Here is a 25,894-nt window from a genome sequence, read left to right on the forward strand (position 1 = left end):
TTTCTCCGGAAACAGTGGTGTGTGCCAATTCTTCAGCAATTGCGTGCCCAGACTGTGAGTTTTTTGCACCCACAGCCGGGTGAGGGGTGCTCCAGCGGGAGCGTCCTGAAAAGAACCATGGCATCGAAAACCACCAACAGCAGTCGAGACCGGAGAACAGGCAGAACCCAGCGAATCGCAATCGTTCCCAGAGTTGACCGTCCAAGCCGAAGGGACCGCAGACCGACTGCGGCGCGTGAATGAAACTGGGAAGGCCGATTGTCTCGAAACAATCGAAGTTGAGCTTGCTGTCGAGCACGATATCGACTCCTACGACGAGTGGCGCAATCTCGTCGACCCGGAGTACATCAAACACGGACGGACCGTTGAGAAGGGCACGGTCATCGACGACTTGCTCGACGGACTCGAAGGACACTATCGTCGGCAGTCGTCCTCAAGCTACGAGGCCCCGGACTGGAATCTCACGGTGATCGGCTCGGCGACTGCCTGGAGACGTCTCTTCATGGAGTGTACGCAACTGCGTGGCTCAGATTCCAACCGTGCCGACAAAGGCACTCTTCGTCTCAAGCAGTTGCTCGCGACCGATCTTGCAGACACAGGCGCAGCGCTGGCTGCCCTCGAACTCATCGAACAGTATGACCTCGATAGGTCACCAGATCCATTCATCAAAGAGGTCGCGGACGGCACGGACGGCGAGTAGCCAGCTCACGCTCTGTCTCGGCTGCATTCGTTTTCTGTGACCCTCGGGGCCGGAGTTTAAATACGATGACGAACGCAACCACGCGTGTGACTGACCGAAATCCTGAGTACGACCCCGCGGATATCCTCGGTGCAGCGAGTTCTGACCCTGAAACAAGGGGGAACGGACGGGAACGGGTCCTCGAATCCACCGGGTATCCAGGGGGAACGAGGATGAGACTCGCACTTGTTCGACCTGTGGACAGAACATTCCACAAGATGAACGCCAGTGTCCGCTCTGCGCTCAAACTGGGATCTCAGAGATTCCTTCTGACGATCAGGATAGTAGCCCACTTGGGGAGTGGACGTTCGGTCGGGTCGTACTCGCACTCGTCGACGCGAACATTGACTTTCACGCACGGGCACTAGGCGCTGCGGCCTTCTCCGTGTCCGACAGCATCGCGAGTGGCGAGGATACCTCTCACGGAACGGTGAAATGTCGAGCAGCATTTGGCACCGAGCCAGCGTCGAATCTCACTCAGGGCTGGCCCGACCTGCCGACCGAAACCAGGCTCGACGAGGGAACTGGACAGGCGCTCTTGGAGACAGCCGACGAGCAGACCAACTGGGACGGCGACGTCCAGCCACGAATCTATCTCGAGGATGGGACGCCCATCACCGATCGCTCTGAGTTCCAGCGTCTCACAGAGGAGTTCAGACAGGACGATGGGACGTACTGGCTTGTGCCCGGCGTCGTGCAGCGCCACCAAGCGAGAGCCGAACCGGAGATAGTTGGTATCGAGTTTTATTGTCTGGCAGTGTGGCGCCGTGACGGGACACGAATCCCACGGGTTCGATGGCTTCGAATGCCATACCCATCTCGACCGCATGATCTGGACCTGCAGGGAATGCGGACAGTACCGACACGAGCCCGAGCAGGACGAGGCGACAGTAAAGTCGACGGGCTATGAGCATCTTCCCGACGGTGTCTCACCGGAAGACATCCACGGTGACGAGCCAGACTTCCAGGAGCAGGAGTTCCAAGACCAGATCAGTGCCTATCGCGAGCGACACGGGTTCTTCCCGTGGGAGCGGTAACTGCCGTGTCGGCAGAGTGTAACGGTGTTTAGGGTGCCATAGGACACTTCATAGCTCACATTGTGGTTCTCGATGGGTGGTCAGTATAGAGGGTGCATTCAGCAACGACACATCTGTATTGATGTTTTTGAACATGAAACCATAGCCGGATTACTTTAGGAATCGGACCCTTTCCTGACACATAATGTCCCTGACGGACTCCCTGCTTGGCACCAGCCCCGTCCGTCGTGCCGCCTATGCCGTGGGGCTGATCGCGCTGTTCGGTATCGTGTTCGGTTTCACTTGGTCGCAGGCCATCATCGTCGCAGTTGTCGTGCTCGTGGGTGAATCTGCTGAACTCGCGCGTCCGTTGCCCGGACTGGATGAACGCCACTTCCAACTCGCGCTCGGCCTTATTGCCATAGCTGCCGGTGTGGTCGCACATTGGGCGCGGGGAGACGCAACAGTCGCCGCGGTTGGAGTTGGCGGCGGTGGCTGGCTTATGCTGGACGCACTCTATAGCCTCCGGGAAGACATTCGACTGGGCGACGACAAAATGGTTAACGCCGACTCCAGTGAAGTGTTTCTATCGATGCAGGTAAGCCACCTCGTCGCCGAGGAGCTGAGCGACGGCCCGAAGACGGTCCCGGAACTCGCTGATGCCTGCGACATGACCGAGTCACGCGTTCGAGAGGCACTGGACTACCACGAGCAGGCGGACACCGCCTATAGGGACGGCGGTCAGTGGTATCTCGACGAGTCGAAAATCGGGATGCGGGCGTTCATCAAGGACAACACCCGGAGCGCTCTAGCCCGGTTTTTCGCGTCCGTTCCGGCTATTCGTACCGTTGTGACTACCTCTCATCAGCCCCCTTGACTGTCCTGGCTGCGGTGTGATTTCCGTTGCGAGATACACAGATCTATAGAGCAGTTGTTTCAGACCCTCTAATGAGCAAAGAAACCGTATAAAAAGCGGCTACTAATCCGGCAGTAGCCGATCCAAAACGACACTCGTCCCGTCCTCGGTCCGGGGCACTGTATTCTCCAGCAAGTGCTCATCAGTTTCGTCGACGTCGAGAATACCAGTTTCGACGATCCGGGGACCATCTTCTCGCTCACCGGTGAGGGTCAGGCACAGCTGGCCGTCGACCTTCCCGCCGACGACCGAGATCGTCGCAACGTCATCGGGAAACGAGACGGTTGTCCAGCCGTCGGGTTTCCGAACCCGCAACTCGGTCATCAGTTCTTTCTCTCTCGGCAAACAGCATCAACGCTCCGTCTGGGTCAAGCAGAATTTTCTGACTCCCTTGTGGCCGGAGGACATCATGAGTGACACAGAGCCGCCTTCGTTCGAGGAGTATGACTTCGACTACGGTGACCGCGTTCGCGTCGACTGGACGGATGGACTGGGTCCACTCGACGAGGTCGTGGGCACTGTCTCAGGCATCTCGCGCAGCGCCGGCAACGTGATTGTCTCTGTCGAGGCTGACGACGATCAGTACCCGGACAACTCGCTCTACTACGGTACTCACGACGCCGCTCCTGAGTGGGTCGAACCGCTAGAGCAATCCTAGTCTGACAGTGGGGGACTCTCACCTAATTTTGTGGGCCTCTGGCAGGTGAGAGGCGTTCCGGAGAGAGCGTCTTGACCACCAACTATGTCATATAAACACGCGATCCAGACCAAGTTGAAGGGCTATGTCGTCATGAGCCAGAGTGGGCCAGACAGCCTCAGCTTTGGCACGTACACACGCAACCATCCAGAATACCTGAAAGAGCGCACTGAGGCGCATCAGTCTCCAGCAGCCGGCGTCGTCGTCAACGTCAAGCGAGCGCGTCATGTCGCTCGCGAATACCACGGCTGGGACCTCCCAAGCGAAGACGAGCTCCGTCAACAAGCGATGGAGGGCGAGAGATGATCTCCAACGACTCGTCCCACCATATGACCTGTAGAACCGACGAGTGCGACGCGCCGATCTTCGACGCCGAGCGCATCGCGTGTGTCGACGGAGAGTACGGGCCGTGCATAGCTGTCGGGCGTCACGCTGGCGTCTGTTCGAGCGGCCATCTCTCTGTCTGGGACGTTGCAGAGGCCTAACGAAACCACTCAGTTGCTTGTTCGCGCTGCCAATTTTGTGTGCCTCTGGCGGGTGAGAGGCGTTCCCGAATATGAGCACCGAACAGCAGTCCGTCGACGAACAGTCTCCAACCGATGACACTGACGACCGACCAGATATTCGTGCCCAGCATCGACAGGCACAGGCCGATGGCGAGGTGTTTCAGGGTCGTCCACGGGGTGAGAGGTAGATGTGTTGTCCTGACTGCGACCAGCCCTACGAGGTAGCGGCCTGTGTCGACAAGCGCTACCACATCAATGGAGTGGCTTCCGACCCGATTCCGTGGGGAGAGGGCAGTCAGTATCTTCACTCACGAGTTGCAGATTCTCCAGAGCAGTGGGCCGACCACTGTGATCGATCCCGAACGGTGGGGGGACCGGTCCTGTCCCGCCTGTGGCGTCGAGCGTGGCGAGGTACATCATCGGTTGTGCGACTACGAGGAGTGTCCCGCGTGTGGCGAGCAACTGCTACTGTGTTCCTGCGTCGTCGAGATTGAAGTCCTCGCAGAGTCCGGGACACAGGGTCCCTTCAAGCGGCTTCTCGCTCGTCTCATGTAGGTCGGACTCCCCTGATAGAGGTCTGTGTTCGATAGCAAGACCGGACCCCGTGGTCAGAATTTTGTGTGCGCCGGCGAGGGTGCCGGCGTCGCACTGACTGCAGTGCATAGAGCGCCGGCAGGTCACGGTCTACCAATGCATATGCTCATTTACGCGCTAGTTGAGGCATCGACAGCAGACGAGGCACTCGCCGCTGGCACAGGCGTCTTCGACAACCTGGTCGGTGTCGACAGGCACTCAAGCGCAGTGTTCGACTACTACGTCACATTCGACGAGAGTTCCACCGTCGCAGGCCAATCCCGATGGGGCGAGCGTCCGACCGCGGCCCCGGTCGACTCCGAGGCCGGCCAAGAACTACTTGAGGAGGGCTGGGAGACAACGAAGTCCGCGTTTGAGACGAATCTCCAAGCGGTCAAAGACACCCTCAACGAGCTTTCAGACGAGGAGATCATGCGCGACAAAGACCTTTGTCGGTATGCGTTCCAGAAAGTTGGAGCCGCCAAGGGCCCAGAGATTGCACTGTACGAGGAACACGGATGCGGGATTCGCGATCGGACGCAGCTTGACCGGCTTCTGGACGAGAGTGATAGCCTCTGGATCGTCCCCGCCGACGTTCACTTCTGAGGGAGAGCCGCGGCAGTCAGTTTTTGTCGAACCCGATTTTGTGTGTTCCTGGCGGGTGAGGAACACGAATGTCGGAGACTCCTGACTCATGCCCGAGAGAAGGTTGTGACGCAGCGATCGTCAAGACCGAGACTGTCGACGTCGAGGCAGACCCACGGGCTCGGGACCCGCGCACTGAGCCTGTCGTGACGTGTACGGAGGGCCACCAACGAGTCGTCTAGCCCTGGTGGTCTGCTGTTCCGAGGAGAGACGACGCGCACGTCAGAGTCGCGCGCGGTTGGAGACGAGAGGGACACAACTGCACTGGCGCTGGCAGTCGGTCACTCTCAGCGTGGGGCAGACGGCCGGGCGAAGCGGGTGGATGACTGATGAGACGCGACGTGGGGCTGGCAGGCTGGCTGAGAGCGCGTGAGACGAGTGTGTGTCGGCGTGGGACTGACGGCCGGGCAGGAACAGGTGGCTGGCTGGTGTGACTCTGGCCGCCGGGCAGCCGCCGCTGGGCGGCTCTCTTGTTCTTGCCGGAGCCGGGACGTGAGCTGTGGGTGGGCGGAGAGGGTACTGGTGGAATGCGCCTCGTGTATGATGGCGAGTGGGTTCTGGTGTTGCTGGGTCTGGAGGTCAGTTGTGTGGCACTCGTGACGGTGTCGAGGGAGGCGTCCGCTACTGCTGGCGGGACTACGTGGCGCTACTGGTGGCTCGGACGTCGGCGGCACGACTGACTGTCGGCGGCACTGCTGGCTTCGACGGGACGGCTGGCGCTGCTTGCGGGACTACCTCCGAACGGCACCGCGACGACGGACTCGGTGCCGGACCAGCACATCTTTGAAAGCCCCACGCCGCTGGCGGTCGCTCACGCGACATATCCTCACCGCGTTCGGATAGGGGTCGCTGAGCCGACGACAACAAGCGCCAGCGGCGTGCCCCTTTCAGTCCCACCCGACTGCTACGGCACAGCACAACAGTAATCGAACGCACGCGTCGGAGTCGCGCGCGATCCGGCTGGGGAACCCTCGCGGCCGGCGCTCCCTCGCCGGAACGAGGACGGGCACTGCGTGCCCTGTGTTCCGGGCTGCTCACTGACGTTGCGCTGCCGGGCTTTCACCCATCCGGCACTCGCTTGGCCGCGCGGGATGCTGGCTCACCGCACCCGCACACGATAGGACCGCCCGCCGGGGTGTCAACCAGCCTACCCGAGCATTTATATACTAATCTTCCCTCGAAACGCGAACCACAAAACACCGCGCAGACAGCCAGCCAAGACATCCCGAATACTGCACTTGAAACAATCCAAGTGGTCCGATATCTTTTAAGTACTAGCTCGCCCATGTGCATTATATACGGAAAGGCACGACGCACGCGGCGCTGGCAGGGCAGTTTCACGCCGCAGAAATCGGGTGCTGAGTACACCCGACAAGTGTCTTTCCGTATGGAAGCTGAAAGACAATGTACGCTACCAATTCCAGCGGCAAGAAAGCATCGGCAAGTCAACCAGCAGGTTTCCCTCTCGGCCCACGTCAAAGGTGGCCCCGAGCAACTTCTAGAAGCCGGTCGCCGAGACCGAGAACGGCGACGAACTCGATCTTCGGATGAATCAAGGGCAGCGACAGCCGTGGCAACTACTACGCCCGGCAGGAGGACTATCGCGCTATGACTGGACCCGCTCGACCGAGGTTGGCCCGGACCGGCGCTTTAGCGAAACGCTGGAACAGCAGGAGGAACGCCACGGACGCGAAGCCGAGCAAGCCCGACACTCTGAGATAGCCCGCAAACACGCCAACGGTGTGGACCGCGAAGCCTGGGCAACCGACAGCTCGCAGACGCCGATGAACCGAGCGCGCCGGACGCATTTCGATCCACGACTGACCCACGGAAGCTGACATGGACGCGCGACACGCTGGACGCGCGTCAATCAGCAGGCCGCGACGCCATCTGCGAGCAGACGACCAGCTGTCCCGAGCGGCCGCGAGCCGGCGACTTGCTGGCCCTCGTGTCCGACAGGTGGGCGACCTGTGACAGCCTGCATGACGCTTCCTTCACCGTGCTCAGGGACGCCCGCGAGCCGCAACTGGACGGCACCGACGCCTCTCGCGGATGTGTCGCCCTACGGCTACGAGTGTACGGTTGAGGGCGAAGTCACGCACCTCATCGAGGAGCCCGACGCCCGCAATCAGTACCAGGTGGCCTCTACATCGAAGACGACGAGGGCACGAGCGGCGAAGGTGACGGTCTGGGGCAAGTCGGTGCACGGCGGCGAGATGGTGCGGCACGCTCCACGAAGGCGACCGGGTGCGAATCTCTGGGGGCAAGCCCGAGCGAGTACAACGGCATGAAGACGGTGGCCGTCACGAGTGACACCGCTCATGTGCATCCTCGACGCGAGGCGACGGTCCCGCGCCGACCGGACACGGGAGTAGCATGTTCGGATGCGTCCGGTGAGAGCTCAGACGGTGGCCCCGTGGGAGGCGGAGTCTAGACACGCACGCAGTGGGCCAACGAGCGGGACAGTGACCACGGCGGTCGCCGTGACGCTGGGGAAGGCCCGCTGTCCTGAGTCTGGGTGTTCGGACCTTTCGATCCAGCATGGAGCCGCCACCCATCGCGGGACCTCACGGCGAGGACTGACGCCGACAGCTAGGGCGTCCTCCTCCGGGCGGGGGCCTGTCGGTCGGTGCGACGGTGCTCGCGCACGCGGCCTCGCCGGCGGCCACCGGCACGCCGGGCGGCCGCCGAGCGACCGCGCGCACGGACTGGAGCACAACAGCGACGGCGCGTCAGACGTGGGTCAGTCTGGTGGCGGCTGTGAGCGGGCCGGATGTCCTGGTGTGTGGGTGGAGCGTGGGCCAGCCGGGCCGGGGAGGAACCGGGGCTGGGTGGCTGGTGGCTCGCGACAGCGCGCGACGCCACCGACAGACTCGCGATGCTCGTCTGTCGAGCCCTCGTTCGCTGGTGCTCACGAGGACGACGGGACGCTCCGCTCGGCGCTATCGCGCGCCTCGCGGCGGTCCATCGTGCCTGCAGTGGCGGGCGCGATCCCGGCCTGCCGCCGGAAGGTGGACGGAAACGCACTCTATCTTCTGTTGTCTGCTCGTGCTTGGATTAGACAAGCCAATAGCGCGACATTTTTGCGACTCGCTCCGGAAAGTGGCGAGTATCATGTCAACTAACAGGAGAGTGAAAATCCGATAGAACAGCTTACCAGCGGTCAGGATGCCAACGAATCCCTCACCCAAAATCAAACGAGTACATCGCTGTCTTTCGGCTTGACGGTGAAACCAACACCGCATACAAGCTCGTGACCGATGATGACACCGTCATCCGAACGTCGTGGTCTTCCTCGGGGTGCAGTGCATGCAACGAGAACGAAAGCTACAGTCCGAGGAGGGGGACTCCACATGACACTGCACAGGAGAAGCGCAAGCAAGCAAACTGCGAACACGCACAATTCGCAGCGGACGCATTCTCACTTGACGCCAGCGGGGTCCTGCGACGACTGTGGCGCGTGGGCGGTCTCTCCAAAGTCAATACCCCATCCAACGGTCTCTGGAGCTACCGCACTAGTTGAGGAGTACTGTGTGGAGTGTGGCGCGCTTCGAGCAACGTAACCTGCTGCGGTCCTCAGTGGTCTACCCAAGACAGTCGGCGCAGTCTGGGGAGCTGTTGGGTAGCTGTTTTCTGGGCCCGGAATCCCGGATAGACACACCTCGATTTTGTGTGGCCGCAGGCAGGTGGCGGCCAGACAGGGCCGCCGGGAGGTGAGATATCAAATGGGAGAAATTCAATGTCCACGCTGTGAGGACGTATTTATTGCCGAGTTCGATGAGGTCCGGATTCGGTCGGGATCGTTCCATGACTCTGACCGCAACGAGTCGTTTGACCAGCTTTGTGAGGACTGCTATCGCGAGGTCGTGAAGTGACGTCGGTCAAACTACTCTTCTCTTTTTTTCGACTGGATCTGGGATACGGCCAAACTCAGTCCTGGCAAGAACTTCCAGCTCATCAGTTTCTGTGTCTCTCTCAGCGAAAAAGCCTTCAACCACTTCACGGTCACTGTGGTACTGGATGATCGCCTCGTATCCGTACCGGTTGTTTGCCCCGGCAGGATACCAGTGCTTGACGCGGACTTTGAACTCCCGGTCTTCCCACGTCCATAGGCGAACTTTGATCGGGTGCTTGAGTTCTCGGCGGGCGATGTCGATCACTTCGTCGACGACCGGCCCAATCGCTTCAATGCTCGGAATCTGGCGCTGGCTGGATGGCTGTTGCTCTGGAGAAAGGTGTTGCTGTGACATGAGAACGGTGCGATTCAGACTTGGCCGTCATCGCTCAAAAAGCTCCGGGTTGGGGCGGTATCTGGCTGGCAGCCAGCGAGGAACAGTCCCGACAGGGGGACCGGGTGGATCGCAAGCGTGGGTCTGCCGGCCGGGCTGAAACAAATGGAAGCGCGGTGTGTCGTGACAGCGCGCGACGCCACTGACGACTCCCGCTGGTCGTCTGTCCTGTCCTCGTTCGCTAGCGCTCACTCGGACGACGGGGCGCTGCGCTCGGCGCTATCGCGCGCCTCACGCCGGTCCAATCGTGCCTGCGGTAGCGGGCGCGATCCCCGCCGGAGATCGGGCGGTTCCCCGGCTGAATGGCACACTAAATTACGATCATAGCATCGGACGAAACGAATGTCTATCAGAAGTGTTGAGATTCGAATACAAAGCTCCGGATACAGTGGTGTGTTCGCCGAGTTGTTGACTCGACGAGTTGAGTTCGGTGCGAGCGTCGGTAGTGAGTCTAGGCCCGAGCGTGGGTCTGCCAGCTCTGGCTCAGTTCCGGTGAGAACTATGATCGGTGTGGCCTCGACGTCGACGGGCTGGCGACGTGCGTGGCACAGTGGACCCGCATGACACTCGGTGGGGCTGCCCGACCGTGTGCAGGTCACGATTGGACTTCGGTGGCACAAGCTGGGACCTATCTGCATTCCAATAGGTGTGCGTGCGGGTGGCCTGAACGGATTCTTTCCCGGTTTGTGTCGGACCTATCGACCTGCGTCTCCAGTGTTAGATCGGCGACACAATTCTCGCGAAAATCGCTCTCAGAACGCCCCGCAAAGCACGGCAAGTTAAAGGACCGATTATTTTGTGAATCACACCCACGCACGTCTTGCGATTTTTTGCGAATCAGTCATTTAGCTAATAGATTCAGACCGAGAGAAAAACCGCTCACGTCTGGCGGTTCTACCCAGAATCAGTTAGATTGAAGATGACTTTACTGGGAGTTTAACAATGGCTCGATTGAGGCGCTATAGCCAAAGGACTCTCCCAGTGAAGAGACAAAGCGAGATCGAAGGGGTTATCCGCAAAAGTGTAGATTTTCTTAGGCAGTATCGCTACTCTGTGGAGATGCAGTCACATGAACCCGGCCGGGTCGTGGCCTCTCTCTTCTGACTCTGTTTTGTCTTGCTCATCAGTCTCAGTAGCGTCTGATTCTGTGGACTGATTCAGAGAATTTACCCTTGCTCAGCAGATTCCGTCTCAGGATCAGTGGGAGTCGGTGACTCGTCAGAGGCGATGTCACCACCATTGTTGTCGGACTGCTGGTCGTGATCTGCCACCGTCGAACTCACCTTCATTATCTGATAGGTCCGGGTGGTCCGTGTCCGGTGACGTAACGGCAGTGCTTGCTGTTGTCTGGTCGAGTAGGTTACTCGAATCGTCGTCGCCCAACCCATCCGTCGCGTCGACGGTTGGCTCAACTTCAGGGTCACGATCCGGGCCACTCTCTCAGACTCACCGTCGTCAGTCTCACCAGTTGACCCACGGAATATATCGTCGAGTTGCGCCCGAGTGAACGAGAACCAGCTGTCACTCTCGATGTCGGTATTATCCTCAGTGGGTTCCGGTTCCGAACTGCCCGGCGACTCCGCACCCTGTGCCGGCAGGCTGTCGCGAACGTCGGCCAGTTCGTAGGACTGGCCGTGAACCCACGTCGTCCGAGAGACGGCAACGCACTCACCGGGCTGGAAGTCTCGGAGCAGCCCAGACGTGACCGGTGTTTTGTCCTTTTCTTTGTACGTGTCCCGAGCCTGTGTTCGTGGGTTCTCGCCGCGTCCCTGGTGGCTCATCGACACCATCTCAGAGCGATCATACTGACGGCTTTCGCCGAGTTCGTCGAGGATGAAGTCCGTCGACTCGCTGTCACCCGGCCCAAAGTACACGCCCTGCGGGCAGTTGCCGACAATCCCAGAGATCGTACTGTACGTGTCCTTGAGCTGGCCGATTGTCTGGACGCCGACCAGTGCCCGTGCTTTGTGTTTCCGGCCCCGAGCCGTGAGGTTCGTGACCTGGGTCAGTGCCGGCAGCGCGTCAATCTCGTCGAGGATGTGGACCGTCGGGTTCGAGACGTTCATCGCGTAGCGGATCGACCAGTCCACGAGCAACTGGTACATCGGCCCGAGCGTTTCCAGTTCCGTCGGATTCGAGTCGATGATGAGGACCCGGCCCTCTGGATTCTCGATGTATTCTTGTAGGGAGAACTCCCCGTACTCTCCGAAGTCGCCAGTGAAGACAGGATCGACGTTCTCCTTGATGGTCTGGTAGACGTTCTGTGCGCCTTTCCCCTTGGCAGGATCAATGTGGCCCGAGTCCAGTCGGTCAAACTCGTCGAGTGCTTTCTTGAGCGCGATATGACCCTCGTTGAGTAGCGAGACAATATCCGCGTGACACAGGGCATGGCGGCGGTTGTTCTTTTGTGCGCTCAGGTGGAGATACATTAGCATCTCTGCGAAGGTCTGTTTGGCAGGCCGATGGAATGGGTCATGACCGTCGGCTTCGCCGAAGATCGCGCCGGCGACCTCGCGGAAGTCCGACTCAGAGTCAGCGTCTTTGAACAGATTCCAGACTACATCGCTGTCCTCGTGACGGATGCGCTGAACCTCAAAACCCAAGTTCCTCGTAGAACGCTTGGAAGTCTTCGCCAGTGTCGTGAGCGATGACCGCGGTATCGCTGTAATAGGGGAATTGGTAGGCCAGCAGTTTCATCATCGACGTCTTCCCCGAACCAGTCTCGCCCACGACGGCGGTGGAGACATCTTGATCGAGCGTGAACGGCAGTTCCGCGTCGTCGTGTTCGTGGCCGACCTCTTCAGCGGGACGACGGACTCGCCGTCGTCGTGGTCCCACTGGTTCATCGCGAGCATTTCCGGCGAGGTCCGGCGGAGCAGTTCCCCGGAGAACACGATACCGATTGAGATGGCATACAGGATTGCAGTGGTCGAGTACGAGAGCATCGGCAGCGACAACCCGGGCACCGTGAAGTCAGCGAACAGTGTCCCGACTGAGATAGCGGCCAGAACGTGTGCGAACGGGAACAACAGCGCTGCGCTTGGAGTTTGAACAAGCACGTCGTAGAAGAACACGGCGCTGATGAGTCCAAAGCCGAGGTAGATGTAGCGCCACGCCCAGAACCGCTTTGGGAGAACCTTGTCGCTATCGACGATCATCGGTGGGAACAGCAGCATGAACCCAGCCCAGACGAACCCGACGACATTGTCGTACTTGAGGCTGTTCGGGACCTCACCGGAGCGTTGTCCAGGTGGGGCAGAAGAACTAGAACTCACTGCCACCACCCAACTTCGCGTTCGGGTTCCTGCTCGCGTTCAAGATCAACTTCGGGTTCGCGCTCAGTTGTCGGCCTGTTCTTCAGCCCTCTCCGTAGCGCCCTCTGAGAGTGGCTTTGGTTTGCTTTCAGCGCGCTCTTTCTCAGCTGTGGGCTGTCGGGCGTCTTTCTGCTGGCTTTTCTCACTCGCCCGCTTGAGCGCTTTTTCGGCGTCGGGGTTCAGCGACAACTCTGCCTCGTGGAACTGCTCCCGTGCTTCTTGATCGACGACTCGACCGGGATTCTCTGGAGCATCGCGAGCAGTTGCCGCTGGGTCTCTCGTTCGAGTGGGTTCTTCAAATACGGTCGCTGCTTGTTCGCGTAGTTGTTGGATGTCCTCTCGATCTAGTTCCAACTCTGCTGGTTCCCCGGTCGCAGCGACGTGTGCGTGTGGGAACTCCGTATTCTGGTGGACTCCGTACACGTAGTCAGTTGTCGGCTGCTGGGCGAACTCGCGGTTCATAAGTTCCCGAGTGTTGGTCTGAACCTCTTTGGAGAATACTGTCCAGTGGGGTCAGGAGAGACGATCATATGCCGCTGGAATCCGAACTCTTGACTCTTGTCGACAAATCGGCCTACTTCTGGGTCGGACAGTTCTCGCCCAGCTGGATTCCGTAGGTCAACTGTCTCGCCGGCATCCTGGTCGCGATCACGTCGGATGTAGTCAACGAGGTTCCCTGCTCCATTCCGCTGATAATCCGTTGGCAGTATCATGCACTGTCACCCCCAGCATTAGCCGGGACCGAGGACTCACGATTCTGCTCTCCTGAGCCTGTGTCACTCTCGTTCGCTGTCTCTGTAGCTGGCTCCCGTCCAATGCGGTCAGTCAGCAAATTTCATCGCTAATCTGAGGTGTGCGTCATCGTGGTCCTCTTGCAGCAGTTTCCAGATCGCGATGGTGTATGCTGTCCGGACCTTCTGGACCGTCTTCAGTTCCTCCAACGTCTCAGATTCGAACTCCGCTACTAGCTCATCCGAGATATCACTCCGTGATATTCTTCCATGACAGTAGTTCAAGTTGCGTATCAGTCCCGTACCGCTCGATACTGGGTTTCACCAGTTTCGCGATCAATATGCTCTTCAACGAGACCTCGTGGCCGTATATCCGAGATCGTCTGTCCCTTCTATTGTCAGCCCGCTCTTTGATCCATTCCTTGTTTTCACTTCGGTCGTGTATATCTGCAGTAGACTGTCATCTCGCTCTGTCATCAGTCCTCACCCTTCTCGTTCCAGATGCTTTCGCTACCTGCTCCTGCAGTTTCTCCGATGCTTCCTCCATTGCGGCGGCCCGAGTGTCAGCATCGTACTTACTCGAAATCAACTCCCACAGTGCTACAGTGTGGCATAGTTCTTGATCTGTGTCGATATCCGTTGCAGCGCTCAACTTCTGCCAGTGACGCTATCAGCAAGGTCTTGCAAGTTCCATCTGCAAGCCCCTAGTTCGTTGGCACGTTGTTCCTGCAGTTCACGGGCATATGCGCTGTTCTGCCGCTTTAAGCACGAACTCTGAGTTGCCGTTTCATCTGTTCTTCTGCGGCCTGCGTTACAATCTGTTCTCTTTTTCTCTGGGCTCAATCGAAACTGTGATGACTTTCACTCATGTGAATCACTCCGTGTTATCGAACTCCGAATCAGTCTCTGCCTCGGTACCGCCATCAGCAACAACTGCATCCTGGCTGTGCCCGATCCAGTGCCACAGACACAGCATCCACCAACTCATCTTCGTCCGAGTCCGTCCAGGACGCGCTCAGCCTTCTCAGGCGACAGCCCGTGATCTGTTAGCTCCTGCTCGACTGCTTCCGAGTGGACGAACTCTTCGAACTCAGCAATGTGGGGGTCGACTTCGGCGAGCAACATCGTCAAACGCGTCCTCTGCGTCGGCGTCGAGGTCGATAATCTGCTTTTCCTCCCATGAGGTCTTGATCGTCAGCGGGTAGTCGCCATGCTCGTCGACGCGGACCAGCGCTTGCGAGTACCCCTGACCGTCACCCAGTGACTCCTTTCCAGCTTCGGCGTGCTGGATGTAGGACTGCTGTTCGTCCGGTGAGTCCGGCGCTTGTCGCAGTCTCATCGCCCAGTTCTGGCTCACGATGATGCACCTTGATCGGGCACATCCCCGCGATTTCCTCAGCGGCTCCCTTGTCCTCGAACTCCGAGAGCGTCTGAGACAGCATCACCAGTCGCAGTCCGGCGTGGCGCTGGTGGCGAGCAATCTGGTTCAGCGACTCCAGAGTTCGCAGTCGTCGTTGAACAGGTAGTGCGCTTCGTCGATGATGATCTCGACCTTCTGGGTCCATGTTCTTGGCCTGCTGGTACAGCGTGCGACAGCAGCAACTGCATGATGAACGACTGCTTGCCGAGGCCACTGCCTGAGCCTTCGACCTGCTGGAGGTCCAGATAGACGGCCTTGCTGCTGTCGTCGATCAGCCGCAGGTCCGATTCTTTCGAGAGGTTCCCGAAGGTACTTCCCGGGCGGAACGGATGCAGCGCAATCGAGAGTTCGTTCGCGTACTGCTGGATTTTCTGCTGGGAAGATTCGGTTGTCGCGCCGGGAACATTCCCGGGTCTTCCTGGAGGCGGTCGACAACCTCCAAGGAAGTCACTCAGGTCCGGCGAGTTCGCCGGCGTATGCGTCGACGGGTCGTCTGGGTCGATATCGGATTCAGTGAATATCTTGTCGATCAGGAATGTGATCAGCCCGCTGTGCATCTCCAGATCGACATCCCGCGATTGCAGGAAGTTCTCGATGACACCGTACACTTCGTCTTTCTTCGCTGAGACGGGCTGCATATCCGGAGACTGTTCGAGGACATGCTGGCGGCGTCGGATGCATCTCACACGGGTTCAGCGGTGTCTCGCCGCTGATTGTGATTGTCTTGGCATCCAGCATCTGCGCACTGCCGTGCATATCCCCAACCGGGTCGATGTAGATCTGCTTGACATCCGACCGCTTTTTCAGCATCCGCATCGCCCGAGCCTGCGTCCCGTGGGTCTTGCCGCCGCCGGGCATCCCGGTCACCAACTCCGAGTGGCCGGTTTCCAGCGCCCACGGGTCGATCAACAGCGATGAATCGTTGTGGCCGTGTAGCCCGTACTCGATGCCATCCTCCATCCGGAGGTAGTTCGACGAGAACGGGAACAGCGAACCCGAGCGCTTCCCCAGTCATCGAGGAGAGCCGATTCTGCCCGAGTTCGTTGGCCCCGATCGGCGAGACAGTCACCAGTCCCGCTTCCTGCCGGCGGGTCGTTCGCTTGACGCCGCAGTTCGACGGCGAGTCCCGCAGCAGCGTTTCGAGCCGGTTCGTTTGCTTCCGGAGGTCTTCCTCGGTCTCCGCAGTCAGACGGATGAACGCGCCGACACGGAACAGCGACGTGTGATTCCGCCGGACCATCTGCCGGATGTACTTCGCCTGGTTGACCTCCTGCTCGATATCCTCCGCTTCAAGCTCTCCCTTTGTCGTTTTGCAGCATCTTCAGCGACGAAATCCACTCTTTCATCACCGACACTGCTGTATCAGCGTCGTATGGGTCGATGTGGACTGAGACATCCACAGCAAGGTCCGTATCCAGCAGCAGTTGCTCTAGCATACCGCTGGTGGGATGCTCCGGATACGTCTCGATCCAGAAGCAGCGCGTGTACGTCTCCTGATCGATGAGGGCGTGGTCGGCTTCCCACTCGATATCCGTCGGCGCGACCAGTGACCGGTGGTTTTCTCCGGGTCTGTGCAGCTGAGAAACGAAGTCGGTCTCGTCGACCTCGTAGTCGGTCCCACCGAGGTCGTCGGTGTCCATGCCCTCCGCAGCGTCGTGGGCTTCAGCACCCTCACCGTGCTTGATGAGTTCCCGTGCCGAGTACGTCACTGGGGAGACGGAGGCAGCCTCTTCGTACTCCCGCTCGGTCCGCGTTTCACAGGCCCAGTAGTCCTCGGTCAAGTGCGCCAGTTCGTGGGGGCTGACCGACCGGCTGCGACACCGGAACATATTGTTGACTGCTCTGTCGACGGTTTCGAGCCGGTCGTGGAGCTTCTTGGCTTTGAACTCCTCTCGCTCGGCGTCAGTGAGCGTGTCGCTGTCGAATCGAGTGAACAGCCGCCCAATGACCGGTATCCCGGTCAAGTAATCCGCGATAGAGTCACTGTTCATCTGGAGGTCGTGAATGTCGTCGTCAGTGACCCAAACGACGATGTAGTACTTGCGCTGGAGTTCAGTCTCGGTCTCAACGTTGCCGCTGTCGTCGGTGTAGCGGTTGACGAACTCCATGCAGGACGCCCCGGAAGATCGAATGGCTCTCCGCATCGGGATCGTCGAGCCGGTCGATGTGCGCCTGTATGTGGGACTCGTTGTCGACCTCGGCTGTCGTGACGTGGAGTTTCGCCCGCCCAGTCAGGGATTCAGACAGGCGTGTGAGTGACTTGACGGCTTTGTCCCATTTCTCGTCGTCCTGCAGCGACATATTGGCGGGCTCGACCTCGACCGCGCCGACGTACGCTCCGTCGACGCGCTCAATGCCGTGAGGCATGACCCGCTCTAGTCGCGTGACCTGCCGAGTGTCCTGATTCCCCTGGCCGTGAGTGTAGTGGCGCTTTTTGACCAGCCAGAATAGCTTGACTCGTAGCCACTCCGTCAGGCGATAGTGGTCCGGGCGGACTTTATGCAGGATGTAGAGGAAGACTTCGATGACCGCTGTGAGGGCCAACGTTGGGAAGAACAGCGCCGCTGGCACGAACGGCATTCCCATCGCGACAAGGAAGCCAAACGGCGGGATGAGGAACAGGATGAGTTCCCCGAGCGTGTAGTCTCCCCAGAAGTTGGTCGAATCTCCGAGAGATTCGTGGATGATGTTCGTGTTGTATTCTTCTTCTGAGTCAGCCATTAGTCATCATCCTCCCGGTGGCGGCAGGCCGTCGCGGTACACATCCGGCCCTAATACATCGTCATCAGTCGCAAACACGTCCTGCAGCGAGTCATACGACTCGGACTCATCGGAGTCAGTGGTCTCAGTATCGTTCTCGTCGAAGTCGTCGTCGGAGAACGGCGGGTCAACCTCAGACTCGAACACTCTGGTATCGCCGGAGTTGATCTGCGTCTGGCGCTCCATCTTGGTTTGCTGCTCCATCTTCGTCTGGCGTTCGCTGACCGGGGTGTCGTCGCTCTCAGAGTCGCCGGACGAGCCGGACGAACCACCGTTGGTGAACCTGCTGTTGAGGGGATTTCCACTGGAGGCCCGCTCCCGCCGTTGGAGGGCGGTGGAGCCACCAGAGCCGCTGCTGCCACTGCCGCCAGAAGGCGGGGAACCGCCTGACCCACCGCGACGCCACCGGCCGCCGGAACCACTGCTGCCGCCAGCCGTCCGGAGCCGTTGGTACTGCCGTTGCCGCCACCGGAGCCGGTGGGGCCGCTCTGCTCAGAACCCCTCTTCATGCCAGCGGGGTTGGCTGCCATCTGGCGGTGGACCATCTGGGCTCCCGTGGCAGCACTGCCGACACGCCCTTTTGCAGCGCCTGAGGCAGCTCGAATCGTGCCACCCGTCGCCATTGCTGCGCCGGGGCCACCGACCGCGCCAGCGCCGGCTGTCGCCGCTGCGCCACCAGCCGCCGCACCGATCTTGCGTGGCTTTTTGCCGCCGGCGAGCGCCTGCTCGCTGACTTGGATTGCCACGCGGCTACTCCGCTGGATGAGGATCTTCTGTGATTTCGCCGCCAAGTACAGCGTCACGAGACTGATGAACAGCGATAACTTCAGAGGGTAGTCCCCAGTTTGTCGCTTCAAAGCTCATGCGTATCAGGATTGCAGGCGGGATGCCCGCGGCGAGGACTCCGGGATACGCGCCGGCGACCTGTTTCGCTAGTCCCAGAGAAGCGGTTCAGCGGCCAGACCTCCACTGCCCAGAACGTCGCGACCAGTGGCATAGACAGCGTCAGCAGGAAGACCAGCAGCCATCCGAGTGATGAAGATGAACGCCGCCTTGAGGTAGACGTACAGTCCGACGATCATCAGAACGACGAATATCCCAAGGCTGAGTTCCGCAATTGTCCTGGACCGAGCCGATTAGTGCGGCGATCTCAGTCTTGTCGGACTGACCGGTTCGGTAGATCGATCTTGCCGATGGCATCGAAGAATTGCGTCCCCAGCGAGGCCACTGGGAGCCAGAAGAACAGCGAAAGAAATGCTACTCCGAGGCGACGTAGGAGCTTCTTCCGGATAACAGGGTTCATCGACCCGTACCTGAGCCCGATCATCGCTAGAACAGAAAACTGGATACCGAGCGCTAGCCCAACGATTGCATCGAAGTAGATGCCTGAGATTAACGCGTCCCACGGGGCATTGCTCGCAGACTCAAATGCAATGTCGACGGGGGCTGCTGAATTCGGCCCTTCAGGAGCAGGCGTCCGTACCATCGGGTCGATAATGCGCTCGGAAAAACCCGTTCAGATACTCGACTATGTCTGTTCTGAGGTTATCAAGGAAGCCACTGATACCAGCTGCAATTGCCGATGAGAGTTCTCCAATCACCCTCTCGACAACCTCCTTCACGATTTCCCCAGCAATTCCCGACTGCATTGCTACGTCTCCGTCTCCGGCTCTACTGAGGTAGCAGTGACTTCCTCTGGCTCACCAGCTAGGGTTCGTTTGCACCCGTTACCGGTGGAGTCAAACCTGTCGGTATACTTGATAGGTTGGGTGACAGTAACCGGGTCGCTCCAGAGGAATCCAACAGTCAATTCCTCTTCTCTTACAGTCGTTTCTTCGACTTTTACGCAATGTGCGCGGTCTTTCAGGAGAAAAGTGAATTCGACAATACCGGTTTCACCTGGTTCTATTGGTTCAAACGGTTTGCTGTCTGCTTTCTCCATTGAGGATTGTCCGAACCGCTGCTCCGGTTCGCTGGCCCACATTCCGAACAACCACCCCTAAGCTATCGTCGCGGATCTTTTCGTGCTCAGTCCCGGGAACGATTTCCTCAAACTCAAACGTAGTTCCCAGTTCGAGTGGGATTTCGGTTTCAACGCCATCCCCACGGAAATAGAGTGTGTGCTGGCCCCGGGGCAATGGCTCGTTGTTATCATCTCCTTCTGTTAGCAATAGGCTGGTCCGGGTTTCGCCGGAACTGAAGTAATCGCTGGAGAACTCCCGACCAGATTCTGTGATGATACTGACCGATGACGGGTCGATATCATCAGTTACAGCCACTTCCAAGAGCCAGCTGGCGACTGTTCTCGACCACCTTAATTGTTCGTCTCTTCGATGTAGTCGGACTGCTCTTCTGGCGGGCCGGCGCCTCCGTCACCTGCCGTCACTGCTATCAGACAGCCCGCCACTGCATCCTGCAAGCGTGGCAAGACCCCCGCTAAGGAGTCCAAGCACTGTTCTGCGGTCGATACTGCTATTTCGTGATATATTCTTGTGTGTCATGGATTATACCAACCGACGAATTTGCCTCTCGTCCAGACGTCGTAGCCATACAGCGCCAGCACAGCCGGCAACAACGTCAGGAGCGTCACTACAGCGAGATCGATGAACTCCGCAAGGTCCGGGAGATCGAGTTCATACGCGACCCGCTCTTGCGTGTCTCGCACCGGGACAGCACGCCCTTGCTCCCACCAGATCTGATCCGGGCGATACGTGACTATCGCCGAGGAGACTTCGCCCTGATCGACGGTCACTGTAAGCTCATCGTCGCCAGCGAGTGACCGTTCAACTCGGGACTGTCCAGTCGCGACCATGACGTTCCCTGCTGCAATCGGGAAGCCAGCCGTCGGTTCGACCCGGACCAGCAGGTCCGTCGAGTTGTCGGTCGAGTTGACGACCTCCGAGGTGATATTGACCTCGCGGATCGGCGTCGGGTTCGTCGAGTCCGCTGGTTGTTCGATGCTGTTCCCACGGACGAGTCCGTGGATCTCGAAGTTCTCTGTCCGGAGCTGATTCTGCACTCCGAATCGTGAACCGATCCGTTCGTCGTGAACGTCTCCGAACGGTTGATCCGAATCTCCGGCGGGAGCGTCGTCCTGTTGGTCGCGTTCGCAGTCGTGTTAACAGTCGCATTCGTCGGATACGTCGCTTCGAGCGACGGTACGAACTGCCAGCCGTCGGAACTCTCGTTTTGGACGCGGTTGACCGTGATTTCCGGGCCCTCTGTAGTCCGGACAGCGTGGGTTTCGAGCGGTCGCACTGGCGTCGTCGTATTCTCTGACCAGTTCTCCCAGCCGGGTGGTGAGCGAGTGTAAAACCGCCACTTGCTCTGGACCTCGTATCCCCTGTCGAACTGTACGCGCTGCCAGCTGCCGGGGATTACAGTCCCGATACGGTAGTCGTCGGTCGTGGCCCCTCTGCCGTTCGGGACGACGCCGGGCTCGACGATCATCTCCCGCTCGGATAGGTTTTCGACGTGGACCGTGTGTGAGTCCGTGACTGTCAGTTCGTACTCGTCGATCTCGTCATCGTCAATCTCGAGATATTCGTCGAGATCGTCGTGACTAGTTGGAGGTCGGTGGTCCCAGAGATGTTCGTGTAGTTGAGGGTGGGCTGAGCAGCGGTGCTGTTGTCCATCGCAGTGCCGTTGGCATACAGCGTCGTGTTCGTCGACGTGTTCAGGACCCGGAAGTCGTCCTCGAAGAACTCCGAGATGAATACCCGGTAGTCGTGGATAGCACGGACGGTCCCGTTTGGACGGACGAGCCGTTTGGTGCCCGATGGCCGATGGACAACGGTCGATGGCTCGATGCTGAAGAACGCGACGTAGGCGTCGCGAATCCAGATGCCAGATCGAGTGTCGGTGACGTTCACTGGGTACGAGGCGTTCTCGACCCCAGTCCGGAACGAATCGTGTTCAGGCCGGTTCCACAGCGTCGTGTTCGAGGGCGCACGCGAGAGCATATCTCCCGTGCAAGATGGCAGGACGGCCAGCGTGCCGTTCTCATCCTCAGCCCGGTCGGCCCGTGTGAGATTCGGATGATCGGGGTCGCCAGACCACAGCGCACGGAAGAACGTGTGGTTGTGGTTGTAGGACCGGTTCGGAGGCACGACGCCGGCCGTCGCGTTGTCACCGATAGACGCGTTCGCTGGTGGATTCGAGGCGTTCTCGTAGCACGAGACTTGCGCGCTGAGGTTTTGCCTTGCGCCGAGTTCCACGGACCTGTTCACGTCTGTCTGGTTCGCTGCTGGTCCCTGTTCGGTGGACTCGTTGCCTTCGGTTCCGTTGCCTACCGGGTTTTGGACGCTGGATTCGTTGTTTTCAGTGTCGTTCGCTGTGTCCCTCGTCGCTGGAGCCATTCGGTGCAGTGGCGTTTTGTTGGAGTACCCCCACGCCACCGTGGCTCACATCGCCAAGAGAGTCTGCCGTCCCCCGCTCAATCTGAGATGGGTTGCTACCAGCAGACGCAGGCCCCGCAGCTGCAGCTGTCGAGAGCAGCGAACAGAGGGCCGCGACCAGCAACAGTGAGCGGAGTGATGGCATCGTGTGCTTAGAATGGCGTCACGCAGTCCGAGAAGCCGAAGCCGACGTTGTCCCCGAACTTCGTGATGAGCTCTGGAGCCACGATTGCCAGCACAACGACGCCGAGGCCGACCAGCGAGAGGATGAGGTCCCGTCGAGCCTCGTTTTGCTGGTTCGGGTTGCCAGAGGCTCGCATATACGACAGGCCACTGCGACCGACGAACACCATCGTTGCTGGGAGTCCAAGACCAGCCAGTGCTCCAAAGACGACGTTGACGCCGTCTTCGACAGCAGTGTCACAATAGATGTTCCCAACGTCAGTCTGGCCCATCGCAGAGCCAGCAAACAACGTGAGGATCAGCAGCAACTGTGTTGTTTCTCTGACGCCAGGCGTAAGCCATGCGTCTGCGAGTCGGCGCTTCGCGTGCGTGTAGAGTGTTGGTTCCGAGGTCGATGCGGTCGAGTTCTGCGTTCGTGTTGACATAGATGTCTCTGTTTTTGCGGTCTTGCTTGCTCTCCGATTCCCCACCGGTGACCCGCTACCAATTGTATGTTAGTTTTCTTATGCTTGTGGTGAACCCTGCCCTGAATTCGCCAGCACTTATTGACATTGGGACTATCAAAAAACTTGTGAACAAGATTAAGAGTGCTAGATTATGATAGGTAGTGTTACTCGGCAATGCCCTAATTTTCGTGCCGCATGAATGATAATGCTAGGTTGAAAATGTGTTAGTTCATCAACCAGTAGTTCTATCAACTAGTCTATCAGCCGCAGAGCTTCCAAACCGTATATCAGAAACATACAGGACGTCGGCTTACTCGAAGACGACATAACCGAATACTCCGTTACCTGACTTCCACTGGTGCATTTACATTAGTTTGTAAAATTAACTGGTATAACTATAATAAATTCCTTGGAGAACAACCTCAAGGCCGAACATACAGGTTGATTCCAGTATTGGTAGATGCGCTTTTCCAAGCAATTCAGTAACTAGAATGACATATCGCCAGCAAAAATATCCCTTGCCTTGAATTGCTTTTTAATACCGAGATCGATCTTTTGATTACGTTCTTCACGGCTCATTCCTTCAGCACAAGCAGCGGCCATATTGCCGGCAGCCTGTCGATACAGCTTGAATATCTGACTGTAGTTTCCCAGTGACAGCGAGTATGACGTTACCTTGTAGTCCTTCAGAGAATCACTGATCTGCACACCTGCCTTATTATTCGCTCGCTGGAAGTTGCGGCCCGCAGAGTCGAAAGACGAGCGCTCGAAAGCGTCGATACCACTATTGAGCGAAAGAATCACCTTCAGGAACAGCTCTTGCATATCAGCGTGTTTCTTATATACGTCTCTCTGTCGGCTCAGCCGCGAACTGACTCTATCACGATCAGGTAAGAGCTTTTGTGTCGAGGGTGGCGACTCACTGCGAGTGTGTGTAGCTACTGCTTTGTTAAATTTAGAAATGGATGACTCTACATCAGGAAGGTGCCTATCTTGGTTTGATTGACCATTGAAATACTCACTATTCAAAGTATTAATCTCACGGCTTTCAATTTTCTCACTGAGAGACTTCCCCTCGTCCAAGGTCTGCTGCAATTCTTGATAGTACTCTAAAGCTTGGTTGATATTGCTAGCTCCAACCGCAGGTGTTGAAGATGGAGTTTTTCTAATCGGTTCTATCTCCTTCTCAGAGAGTGAGCTATTTACCGACTCTATCGTTGTAGCTATTGACGACTGTAGCATAGAGTTATTCTGGGGATCTCTAAGATCAGTTGAGTCAATAGTCTGGGCCAAATTCTGTAGTTCAGACACTTCACTGGAGAAATCGGGTGGCTCCTCATCGATCATACTCACGAGGGTGCCGAGGACGATAGTCCCACTTAACAGTCGGAAAAAGTTACGACGGTAAGAGGTATTTCCTCGGTATCTTCGTCACCAGACATTGCATTTATTTTCACCGACAAGTATTAAATACATTTCCACTATCTAGCAGACTGTGGGCGAATTGGATACTGACCGTGTTAATTTAGCGGCAAGCCATCTCGATGGCGGACTGTACCGCCATGCGAGAGTAGAAACGCGAAGACCAGCCCTTGATTTGGCCGGTGCCCTGTCTGAGGTACACGATAGCAGCTTGGACTTAAGCCTCGCAGAAGGTGATCGTATATTAATCCGAGCAGAGCAAGAAATCGATACCACAACATTACGTCGGCTTCGGAAGCTCACGGAGGTACTTGAGGACGACCTTGGAATTAATCTCGGACATGGGAAGTTTGCCCGGATGGCGAGTACCGCGGCGACAGCCAGTTCGGTTGTAGCCGTGGCGATTGTCTGGATGGAATCTAGGTAGAAGCTGCGGATACCTTGCGGGGACGCTTCGAAGAGGGCAGAGTCACTGCAAGCAGTGAAAGAGGAACAGTTCGGTATTTTCTACAGAGCAATCGGTCTATTTGTTGTAGAGTGTTTCTTGTTCACTACCCCACTCAATTACAAGACCGCTTGGAAAGGAACGCGGTATCTCAACAATCACTACCTCTATCGGTTGCGATCAACGTCGAAACTTCTCTATAGACTCACACTGAGCGAAAGTACATTATGCGATTCGAGGATTCACCAAAGAAGCACTTCGTAGCGCGGATCAGTTTGCCTCGTACCTTGCACAGGTAACCGTCAAGAGTGTACAAATCTTGCAGGACAATTCTGACAACGAAGTAGATGATCTTATTGAGACTGTACAACAAGAGGTAGAGGAGTTTCATGCGTTCGTGAAAAATAGTTACCAGATTATTGTACCCGAAATCGAACTGCAATCTGTCGCTAAAGAAGTGGTCGAAAAGAACTTACTACAGTCATCGACCTTTCAGACCTATCCTCGAAGCAAATTATGAGTGGAATTGACATATAATAGGTAGCAATCGAGTGATTGTTCTACTCACTTTTGTAGGATGTGTTGAACTTTTCAGCGAGTTTTCTGTGCTACCCGCCTATATAGCTTTGATTACAGGGATAATCACAACCACTTTGAAATACCCCGCCGCCGTCCGGTAAGCACGAATGCTGCAATCGGCTCAGAAAGACGCTTCCCCGGGGTAGAGCCGCCAAGACAGAGGTTCGGAATTTCGCTGGGTTTCCTCAGCTGAGGTCGAGACGATACCGAAGAAAAGTATTCAATATAGGACTAATGGCCTCAATCTATATTAAGACGCAGCTCGAACGATGTTGTATGACCGAAGACGGGTCGAACTCTGAGAGCCTGATGGAACGCCAGACCACGGGTGAAGGCCGGGTTCGGATGACCGCCCGGCAGCTGTCGGAGCCGCGGACGGCAAACTGGATCGCCTCCGAAGCGGGCTGGTCACACGAACCAACCAAGCGCGTCCTCGAACGGCTCGTCGACGACGGTATTCTCCATCGTGACGAGAGCGGCACCCACACGACGTACTACCCGGATTATCGTCGTCAGGCGATGCAGGAGGCGATGCGTCTTCGAGACAGCGGGCACACTGTCGAGGAACTCACGGACCGACTCGCCGATATGAAGACGCAGCTCCGCGACTGGGAGGACGAATTCGGCGTTGAGTCTCCGAACCAACTCCGCGGAACGCTCGCTGACGAGTCCCTAGACGCTGAGGAGGAAGACCGTCGCCGTGAGATTGCCCGTGAGTGGGAGCACCTTCAGCGACGGATCCAGATCGTTGGCTTCGCCATCCGCGAATGGGACTTCCTCGCTCCGACGACAGAACCTGCTGAGGCTAACAGCTAA

At 57.9% G+C, this 25,894-nt stretch carries 26 protein-coding genes and 7 pseudogenes; 15 read left to right on the forward strand and 18 right to left on the reverse strand.

Translation table 11 applies throughout. The annotated features are described in order from the left end of the window. The first annotated feature begins 117 nt into the window (after positions 1 to 117). From ACODNH_RS00205 to ACODNH_RS00215, 3 genes and pseudogenes are all read left to right on the forward strand, one after another. Positions 118 to 700 (forward strand): annotated as a pseudogene (locus tag ACODNH_RS00205) (hypothetical protein). A gap of 65 nt (positions 701 to 765) precedes the next feature. After that, positions 766 to 1,776, forward strand: a pseudogene (locus tag ACODNH_RS00210) (hypothetical protein). A gap of 184 nt (positions 1,777 to 1,960) precedes the next feature. Continuing rightward, complete coding sequence (locus ACODNH_RS00215; RefSeq protein WP_434529904.1) at positions 1,961 to 2,632, forward strand: hypothetical protein; 672 nt, start codon at positions 1,961 to 1,963, stop codon at positions 2,630 to 2,632. 102 nt (positions 2,633 to 2,734) lie between these two features. Here the strand turns inward: ACODNH_RS00215 and ACODNH_RS00220 are convergent, their stop codons facing one another. After that, positions 2,735 to 2,995 (reverse strand): hypothetical protein, encoded by a 261-nt coding sequence (locus ACODNH_RS00220; protein WP_434529905.1) that lies wholly within the window; start codon positions 2,993 to 2,995, stop codon positions 2,735 to 2,737. 85 nt (positions 2,996 to 3,080) lie between these two features. Between ACODNH_RS00220 and ACODNH_RS00225 the strand changes: the two genes are divergently transcribed. From ACODNH_RS00225 to ACODNH_RS00275, 11 genes and pseudogenes are all read left to right on the forward strand, one after another. Then, entirely contained in the window at positions 3,081 to 3,329 is a 249-nt protein-coding gene (locus ACODNH_RS00225) for a hypothetical protein (RefSeq protein ID WP_434529906.1), read from the forward strand. Positions 3,330 to 3,461: 132 nt separating this feature from the next. Next, a complete protein-coding gene (locus tag ACODNH_RS00230) occupies positions 3,462 to 3,674 on the forward strand; it encodes a hypothetical protein (RefSeq protein ID WP_261385056.1) in 213 nt (70 codons plus the stop codon). Positions 3,675 to 3,697: 23 nt separating this feature from the next. Then, positions 3,698 to 3,853, forward strand: coding sequence for a hypothetical protein (locus ACODNH_RS00235; protein ID WP_186764110.1), 156 nt, complete (start codon positions 3,698 to 3,700; stop codon positions 3,851 to 3,853). A 71-nt stretch (positions 3,854 to 3,924) separates the two neighbouring features. Then, positions 3,925 to 4,062 (forward strand): hypothetical protein, encoded by a 138-nt coding sequence (locus ACODNH_RS00240; RefSeq protein WP_004515894.1) that lies wholly within the window; start codon positions 3,925 to 3,927, stop codon positions 4,060 to 4,062. Further along, a pseudogene (locus ACODNH_RS00245) lies at positions 4,063 to 4,429 on the forward strand (hypothetical protein). Between the two features lie 135 nt (positions 4,430 to 4,564). Next, the gene (locus ACODNH_RS00250; protein ID WP_434529907.1) at positions 4,565 to 5,053 is read left to right on the forward strand and encodes a hypothetical protein; all 489 of its coding nucleotides are present in this window, start codon (positions 4,565 to 4,567) and stop codon (positions 5,051 to 5,053) included. 622 nt (positions 5,054 to 5,675) lie between these two features. Beyond that, entirely contained in the window at positions 5,676 to 5,879 is a 204-nt protein-coding gene (locus ACODNH_RS00255; protein ID WP_434529908.1) for a hypothetical protein, read from the forward strand. Positions 5,880 to 6,639: 760 nt separating this feature from the next. Continuing rightward, positions 6,640 to 6,930 (forward strand): hypothetical protein, encoded by a 291-nt coding sequence (locus ACODNH_RS00260; RefSeq protein WP_434529909.1) that lies wholly within the window; start codon positions 6,640 to 6,642, stop codon positions 6,928 to 6,930. Positions 6,931 to 7,074: 144 nt separating this feature from the next. Continuing rightward, the gene (locus ACODNH_RS00265) at positions 7,075 to 7,383 is read left to right on the forward strand and encodes a hypothetical protein (protein WP_434529910.1); all 309 of its coding nucleotides are present in this window, start codon (positions 7,075 to 7,077) and stop codon (positions 7,381 to 7,383) included. A gap of 93 nt (positions 7,384 to 7,476) precedes the next feature. Then, positions 7,477 to 8,217 (forward strand): hypothetical protein, encoded by a 741-nt coding sequence (locus ACODNH_RS00270; protein ID WP_434529911.1) that lies wholly within the window; start codon positions 7,477 to 7,479, stop codon positions 8,215 to 8,217. A gap of 600 nt (positions 8,218 to 8,817) precedes the next feature. After that, positions 8,818 to 8,967 (forward strand): hypothetical protein, encoded by a 150-nt coding sequence (locus ACODNH_RS00275; protein WP_160163340.1) that lies wholly within the window; start codon positions 8,818 to 8,820, stop codon positions 8,965 to 8,967. A gap of 6 nt (positions 8,968 to 8,973) precedes the next feature. On the opposite strand, the gene ACODNH_RS00280 is transcribed toward ACODNH_RS00275, so the two are convergent. From ACODNH_RS00280 to ACODNH_RS00360, 17 genes and pseudogenes are all read right to left on the reverse strand, one after another. After that, a complete protein-coding gene (locus ACODNH_RS00280; RefSeq protein WP_434529912.1) occupies positions 8,974 to 9,342 on the reverse strand; it encodes a hypothetical protein in 369 nt (122 codons plus the stop codon). Positions 9,343 to 10,446: 1,104 nt separating this feature from the next. Further along, a pseudogene (locus tag ACODNH_RS00285) lies at positions 10,447 to 12,656 on the reverse strand (type IV secretion system DNA-binding domain-containing protein). Next, positions 12,653 to 13,408, reverse strand: a pseudogene (locus ACODNH_RS00290) (relaxase). The pseudogenes ACODNH_RS00285 and ACODNH_RS00290 overlap by 4 nt, the downstream one beginning before the upstream one ends. 1,002 nt (positions 13,409 to 14,410) lie before the next feature. Further along, complete coding sequence (locus ACODNH_RS00295; RefSeq protein ID WP_434529913.1) at positions 14,411 to 14,551, reverse strand: hypothetical protein; 141 nt, start codon at positions 14,549 to 14,551, stop codon at positions 14,411 to 14,413. Beyond that, a complete protein-coding gene (locus ACODNH_RS00300; protein WP_434529914.1) occupies positions 14,517 to 14,765 on the reverse strand; it encodes a hypothetical protein in 249 nt (82 codons plus the stop codon). Before ACODNH_RS00300 ends, ACODNH_RS00295 begins: the two co-directional genes overlap by 35 nt. A 56-nt stretch (positions 14,766 to 14,821) precedes the next feature. Then, positions 14,822 to 15,484 (reverse strand): hypothetical protein, encoded by a 663-nt coding sequence (locus ACODNH_RS00305; protein WP_434529915.1) that lies wholly within the window; start codon positions 15,482 to 15,484, stop codon positions 14,822 to 14,824. A gap of 44 nt (positions 15,485 to 15,528) precedes the next feature. Next, the gene (locus ACODNH_RS00310) at positions 15,529 to 16,086 is read right to left on the reverse strand and encodes a hypothetical protein (RefSeq protein WP_434529916.1); all 558 of its coding nucleotides are present in this window, start codon (positions 16,084 to 16,086) and stop codon (positions 15,529 to 15,531) included. 49 nt (positions 16,087 to 16,135) lie between these two features. Continuing rightward, a complete protein-coding gene (locus tag ACODNH_RS00315; RefSeq protein ID WP_434529917.1) occupies positions 16,136 to 16,954 on the reverse strand; it encodes a hypothetical protein in 819 nt (272 codons plus the stop codon). After that, positions 16,911 to 17,567 (reverse strand): hypothetical protein, encoded by a 657-nt coding sequence (locus ACODNH_RS00320; RefSeq protein WP_434529918.1) that lies wholly within the window; start codon positions 17,565 to 17,567, stop codon positions 16,911 to 16,913. The genes ACODNH_RS00315 and ACODNH_RS00320 overlap by 44 nt, the downstream gene beginning before the upstream one ends. A 6-nt stretch (positions 17,568 to 17,573) precedes the next feature. Continuing rightward, positions 17,574 to 17,810 carry a hypothetical protein gene (locus ACODNH_RS00325; protein WP_434529919.1) on the reverse strand — a complete coding sequence of 79 codons (237 nt, stop codon included), beginning with the start codon at positions 17,808 to 17,810 and terminating at the stop codon, positions 17,574 to 17,576. Positions 17,811 to 18,538: 728 nt separating this feature from the next. Continuing rightward, entirely contained in the window at positions 18,539 to 18,688 is a 150-nt protein-coding gene (locus ACODNH_RS00330; protein ID WP_434529920.1) for a hypothetical protein, read from the reverse strand. A 68-nt stretch (positions 18,689 to 18,756) separates the two neighbouring features. Then, complete coding sequence (locus tag ACODNH_RS00335; RefSeq protein ID WP_434529921.1) at positions 18,757 to 19,092, reverse strand: hypothetical protein; 336 nt, start codon at positions 19,090 to 19,092, stop codon at positions 18,757 to 18,759. After that, a complete protein-coding gene (locus ACODNH_RS00340; RefSeq protein ID WP_434529922.1) occupies positions 19,070 to 19,255 on the reverse strand; it encodes a hypothetical protein in 186 nt (61 codons plus the stop codon). Before ACODNH_RS00340 ends, ACODNH_RS00335 begins: the two co-directional genes overlap by 23 nt. 2 nt (positions 19,256 to 19,257) lie before the next feature. Further along, positions 19,258 to 20,107, reverse strand: a pseudogene (locus ACODNH_RS00345) (hypothetical protein). Beyond that, positions 20,104 to 22,148: pseudogene (locus ACODNH_RS00350) on the reverse strand (hypothetical protein). The pseudogenes ACODNH_RS00345 and ACODNH_RS00350 overlap by 4 nt, the downstream one beginning before the upstream one ends. A gap of 7 nt (positions 22,149 to 22,155) precedes the next feature. Next, positions 22,156 to 22,611 carry a hypothetical protein gene (locus ACODNH_RS00355; protein ID WP_434529923.1) on the reverse strand — a complete coding sequence of 152 codons (456 nt, stop codon included), beginning with the start codon at positions 22,609 to 22,611 and terminating at the stop codon, positions 22,156 to 22,158. Between the two features lie 507 nt (positions 22,612 to 23,118). Beyond that, positions 23,119 to 23,985, reverse strand: a complete 867-nt coding sequence (locus tag ACODNH_RS00360; protein ID WP_434529924.1) for a hypothetical protein — start codon at positions 23,983 to 23,985, stop codon at positions 23,119 to 23,121. Positions 23,986 to 25,312: 1,327 nt separating this feature from the next. On the opposite strand from ACODNH_RS00360, the gene ACODNH_RS00365 reads away from it, so the two are divergent. Further along, complete coding sequence (locus tag ACODNH_RS00365; protein WP_434529925.1) at positions 25,313 to 25,894, forward strand: DUF7342 family protein; 582 nt, start codon at positions 25,313 to 25,315, stop codon at positions 25,892 to 25,894.

Source organism: Haloarcula sp. NS06 (assembly GCF_051122755.1).
Taxonomy (GTDB): domain Archaea; phylum Halobacteriota; class Halobacteria; order Halobacteriales; family Haloarculaceae; genus Haloarcula.

Bases quoted from the DNA above. Each gene is read 5' to 3' on its own strand.
- ACODNH_RS00215 (WP_434529904.1), top strand. From the start codon at position 1,961: ATGTCCCTGACGGACTCCCTGCTTGGCACCAGCCCCGTCCGTCGTGCC.
- ACODNH_RS00220 (WP_434529905.1), bottom strand. From the start codon at position 2,995: ATGACCGAGTTGCGGGTTCGGAAACCCGACGGCTGGACAACCGTCTCG.
- ACODNH_RS00225 (WP_434529906.1), top strand. From the start codon at position 3,081: ATGAGTGACACAGAGCCGCCTTCGTTCGAGGAGTATGACTTCGACTAC.
- ACODNH_RS00230 (WP_261385056.1), top strand. From the start codon at position 3,462: ATGAGCCAGAGTGGGCCAGACAGCCTCAGCTTTGGCACGTACACACGC.
- ACODNH_RS00235 (WP_186764110.1), top strand. From the start codon at position 3,698: ATGACCTGTAGAACCGACGAGTGCGACGCGCCGATCTTCGACGCCGAG.
- ACODNH_RS00240 (WP_004515894.1), top strand. From the start codon at position 3,925: ATGAGCACCGAACAGCAGTCCGTCGACGAACAGTCTCCAACCGATGAC.
- ACODNH_RS00250 (WP_434529907.1), top strand. From the start codon at position 4,565: ATGCATATGCTCATTTACGCGCTAGTTGAGGCATCGACAGCAGACGAG.
- ACODNH_RS00260 (WP_434529909.1), top strand. From the start codon at position 6,640: ATGAATCAAGGGCAGCGACAGCCGTGGCAACTACTACGCCCGGCAGGA.
- ACODNH_RS00265 (WP_434529910.1), top strand. From the start codon at position 7,075: ATGACGCTTCCTTCACCGTGCTCAGGGACGCCCGCGAGCCGCAACTGG.
- ACODNH_RS00270 (WP_434529911.1), top strand. From the start codon at position 7,477: ATGCGTCCGGTGAGAGCTCAGACGGTGGCCCCGTGGGAGGCGGAGTCT.
- ACODNH_RS00275 (WP_160163340.1), top strand. From the start codon at position 8,818: ATGGGAGAAATTCAATGTCCACGCTGTGAGGACGTATTTATTGCCGAG.
- ACODNH_RS00280 (WP_434529912.1), bottom strand. From the start codon at position 9,342: ATGTCACAGCAACACCTTTCTCCAGAGCAACAGCCATCCAGCCAGCGC.
- ACODNH_RS00295 (WP_434529913.1), bottom strand. From the start codon at position 14,551: ATGTTGCTCGCCGAAGTCGACCCCCACATTGCTGAGTTCGAAGAGTTC.
- ACODNH_RS00300 (WP_434529914.1), bottom strand. From the start codon at position 14,765: ATGAGACTGCGACAAGCGCCGGACTCACCGGACGAACAGCAGTCCTAC.
- ACODNH_RS00305 (WP_434529915.1), bottom strand. From the start codon at position 15,484: ATGCAGCCCGTCTCAGCGAAGAAAGACGAAGTGTACGGTGTCATCGAG.
- ACODNH_RS00310 (WP_434529916.1), bottom strand. From the start codon at position 16,086: ATGGTCCGGCGGAATCACACGTCGCTGTTCCGTGTCGGCGCGTTCATC.
- ACODNH_RS00315 (WP_434529917.1), bottom strand. From the start codon at position 16,954: ATGGAGTTCGTCAACCGCTACACCGACGACAGCGGCAACGTTGAGACC.
- ACODNH_RS00320 (WP_434529918.1), bottom strand. From the start codon at position 17,567: ATGGCTGACTCAGAAGAAGAATACAACACGAACATCATCCACGAATCT.
- ACODNH_RS00325 (WP_434529919.1), bottom strand. From the start codon at position 17,810: ATGGAGCAGCAAACCAAGATGGAGCGCCAGACGCAGATCAACTCCGGC.
- ACODNH_RS00330 (WP_434529920.1), bottom strand. From the start codon at position 18,688: ATGATCGTCGGACTGTACGTCTACCTCAAGGCGGCGTTCATCTTCATC.
- ACODNH_RS00335 (WP_434529921.1), bottom strand. From the start codon at position 19,092: ATGGTACGGACGCCTGCTCCTGAAGGGCCGAATTCAGCAGCCCCCGTC.
- ACODNH_RS00340 (WP_434529922.1), bottom strand. From the start codon at position 19,255: ATGCAGTCGGGAATTGCTGGGGAAATCGTGAAGGAGGTTGTCGAGAGG.
- ACODNH_RS00355 (WP_434529923.1), bottom strand. From the start codon at position 22,611: ATGTCAACACGAACGCAGAACTCGACCGCATCGACCTCGGAACCAACA.
- ACODNH_RS00365 (WP_434529925.1), top strand. From the start codon at position 25,313: ATGGCCTCAATCTATATTAAGACGCAGCTCGAACGATGTTGTATGACC.